5 protein-coding genes are annotated in these 3,483 nt (G+C 33.7%); all 5 read right to left on the bottom strand.

The window, feature by feature from the left end; translation table 11 throughout:
* Positions 1 to 146 precede the first annotated feature (146 nt).
* On the bottom strand, positions 147 to 752 hold the full coding sequence (lepB, locus tag KQI69_RS07920; protein WP_216564825.1) for a signal peptidase I: 606 nt from the start codon (positions 750 to 752) through the stop codon (positions 147 to 149).
* A 196-nt stretch (positions 753 to 948) separates the two neighbouring features.
* Positions 949 to 1,137 carry a hypothetical protein gene (locus KQI69_RS07915; protein ID WP_216564824.1) on the bottom strand — a complete coding sequence of 63 codons (189 nt, stop codon included), beginning with the start codon at positions 1,135 to 1,137 and terminating at the stop codon, positions 949 to 951.
* Positions 1,134 to 1,304 carry a hypothetical protein gene (locus KQI69_RS07910; protein ID WP_216564823.1) on the bottom strand — a complete coding sequence of 57 codons (171 nt, stop codon included), beginning with the start codon at positions 1,302 to 1,304 and terminating at the stop codon, positions 1,134 to 1,136. Before KQI69_RS07910 ends, KQI69_RS07915 begins: the two co-directional genes overlap by 4 nt.
* The gene (locus KQI69_RS07905) at positions 1,270 to 1,569 is read right to left on the bottom strand and encodes a helix-turn-helix domain-containing protein (protein ID WP_216564822.1); all 300 of its coding nucleotides are present in this window, start codon (positions 1,567 to 1,569) and stop codon (positions 1,270 to 1,272) included. The genes KQI69_RS07910 and KQI69_RS07905 overlap by 35 nt, the downstream gene beginning before the upstream one ends.
* A gap of 385 nt (positions 1,570 to 1,954) precedes the next feature.
* On the bottom strand, positions 1,955 to 3,403 hold the full coding sequence (locus KQI69_RS10690; RefSeq protein ID WP_371818780.1) for a methyltransferase domain-containing protein: 1,449 nt from the start codon (positions 3,401 to 3,403) through the stop codon (positions 1,955 to 1,957).
* Positions 3,404 to 3,483 lie beyond the last annotated feature (80 nt).

The following is a 3,483-nucleotide window of genomic DNA, read 5'->3' as shown; positions in this document are numbered from 1 at the left end:
TATTTTCTAGCCGGTGCTATATCCAGTTGTTCATTTTATGGCTGAACTGTTACAATTTCATTCCCGTCTAAATAAAAAAGACAAAGAAATCTCTTACCTCCGACTTCTTTGTCTTTTTATTATCTTTTCATTTTTGATTATATTATTTATTTGTATATCTTAGATGCGATATTCTTTATCTTTACTGCTCCAAACTCCCTGCTGTCCTTACTTTCTGCCCTATTGTCACCCATGACAAAATATTCATCATCTCCAAGCTTTACTGGATTTTCTGCTATACCGGAATATCCCATTTTATCTTTGCGATAATTTTCTTTAAGAATTTTTCCATCTATATAGATATCCTCGCCTTTAATCTGAATAGTCTCACCCGGCAGAGCTATTATTCTTTTTATATAATATTCATCCTTGGGACTTTGTGCAGTATCTATTTTTGTACCATCCTTGCTTTTTATCATAGCCGTCAACTGAGTTACAAGTCTCTGCGTATATTCAACTATATCTTCCTTATATTTATGACCATAAGGATATATTGTAACTACATCAAAACGCTCTGGTTTCTGAAAGTTGTATATCAGTTTGTTTGCAAGAACATTCTCCCCATCATAAAAATTATTGTCCATCGAATGACCGTCAACAACATTTCGCTGTGCCGCGTATGTGTTTACTACATATGAACCTGTGAGTGAAACTGCAACGAGCAGTACTAAAGAAATTGTTGTTTTTAATATGGCTTTGATAACCTTATTCATGATATCCCCCCACCTTTCAACTGTAAGTACCTGTTTACTTTTGAATGTAAATCCATAATGACAGATGTTTTATTTATGTCGACAAGCATATAATAACATTCATATAATTTAATGTAAAGCAATATTGCTGCCTCAACATTACAACCCTTTTAACAAAAATAAAAATGTCCGTCAACCTATAAGCACTCAACACTAGTTAATCATTTGCTATCATCTGATTTATAAGGTCATCAAAGATAATCTCTGTTTTTCCCAGCGAAAATAATTTTAACAACGCATCAAGCCAATAGAATTTATAACATTCTGTCGTATCGTCAAGCATATGTATGAAGCTGTGTATATTTAAGTCGTTTTTATATTTAAATGCTGTATATCCAAATTTCATCCCCTCAAATATTCACCTAGCATATGAGTCACTACTTCTTTTATTTCATCCGCAATCCCAATACATACATCACTATATTCAAAAGCTATTTTTCTGCCGACAGTTGCCGCCATTGTCCCGACAATCTTCCCATCATACAGAACATTTATTTTTTTGTTTCCCCTCATTTATAACCTCCTCAATGTTCCTGTACGGCACTTGCGTAAATGCATTTCTAAGTTCATCCGCAATCCCAAGTGCCATGGCTATCTTAGTTAGATTTATAAGTGAAATCTGCCCTTTTGTCTCAAACCTCTTTATCGAACCATAACTTACATTACTCATCCCAGCAAGTTTCTGTTGAGAAATCGACCTGCGTTTTCTTATATTTCTAACTCTTTCTGCCAATTTCATATCAAGTTCTTCTGCTGTCTCCCACACAAGAGCTTCCATCTGCACCACCTCCACGATAAATTACGAAATAAAATTTCTGCAAACATACATGTCAAGTAAGATTTTTAAATATTGATGCTATATATATAATTCTTTTATCATAAAGATACATATACTTTATTTATAAATAGATAAAATATTATCTATTTTAAGGATATTATGCCAATAATATATAATATTTTATCTATTATTTATTATAACATGATATTTTTATGATCACAATTTATACTTATTATTTGTTGTTTCTTTTTGTAACAGTTCAGCAAAAAAATATATATGGCAATAACCGCACTTGCCCATTGTATTGTTATATATATTTTTATGATAGAATAGCCTTTTCATCTCTCTTATTAACTTTTCGACCAAGAAGCACCCCCGCGGTCTTTTATCCTCTCCTCAACAACACATTCAGCCACTTTTCCTCTCCCCTGCCAGCTCTCACATCCGATGTTATCCACTGTTCTTCCAAAGTTATTCCATCAATTTTTTCGATAAATTCCCCAAATGCTTCTTCCGTCATATCCGTAAAATATCTCCCGTTACGCTCGCCCGAAAAATTTCCATACTTAAATGATGCATATATAATTCCGTTTGGTTTTAATGCCGTTGTCATTTTATCCATAACATTTTCAAGTTCATCCTTTGTCAGATGAAGTATCGATGAACAAGCCCATATACCATCATACTTCTCTTTTGCGTCAAGCTGCGTAAACATCATGTTTCTCACTGCTATGCCTGTATATTCACTAGCTCGCCTGCAAAGCTCCTTTGAACCATCTACGGCATCCACTTTGTAGCCATGCTCTATAAAATATTTTGTATCCCGTCCGGAACCACATCCAAAGTCCAGAATAAATGAATTTTCTGCCAGCTTATCAGTAAACTTTTTCTGTGTTTCCTCAAAGTCTACCTGCAATGTGCTTGCCACAAATTTATCTGCATTTATATTATAATAATCAAGCGTGTTCTGCACATTATTTTTTTCCTTTACACAATCAAAATGGAATCTTTCAAGAATTTCGTTTGAAGCCGTTCTGTCAATTATCTGCTTTACCAGAGTTTCAAGTTTAGAATTTTTTGTATAATCTGCCGGTACAAAATATTTTATCCTGTTTTCTTCAAGCATATTATAAACTTTTGTCTTATCTTTAGTCTCTGAATCATATACACCTATCGAATGTCCACCATTTATATTTACAAGCTTCATGCATGGAATATCAGTTTCACTGTCCCCTATGTAAACCATATTGCGAAATGGTACTCTGTATTCATTTGGCTTAAAATAGTCATTTACTCCTGGATCATTTACATCAAGTATACCCTTTTCTATTCTGAATAAAAACTGGGTTTTATTTGTATAATTTACAACCTGTGCCGGCCATACAGCCACACCGCTTTTGTCAAAATAAAACGAACTTGCATATATTTTTTTAAATTTATCAGCAACCTTTGTGCCCTCTATCATCTCTTTTAGCCCCGATGATATGATATAATGTTCAACTTTGACACCCTTTTTTTCACCATAATCATTTATCCTGTCAAACCATGTTGCTACTCCCGGAAACAATTTTACTTTCGCTCCATCATTATGCAGAGTTTCTTTTGTAAAAAGAACTTTTCCCCTTGATTTTTCTGCCATAAGGTACATATAAGCAAGATTTTTATCCATCTCATTTTCTTCTGAAAGTTCATTCGACTCTCTCCAAAAATCATCAACTTCATAGTCAATTGACTGAATATACCCCTGTGTCTGCATATTATCAGGCGATAGCGTCTTATCAAAATCGTAGCATATCGCTAAAATAGGTTCGCTTTTATCCTTTCCATTTGTCATAAGCAATTCTCCTTCTCTATTTTGGTAGTGTCAAAAAACTACCCCTTTTTTTACTCTAAAACCTTTATTTTCGGAGGTTT

It is taken from the genome of Eubacterium sp. MSJ-13, assembly GCF_018918235.1.
In the GTDB taxonomy this organism is placed as follows: Bacteria; Bacillota; Clostridia; order Lachnospirales; family Lachnospiraceae; genus Butyribacter.
Note: the sequence above shows the minus strand (reverse complement) of the source record. Positions and strands in the feature narration are given on the sequence as shown.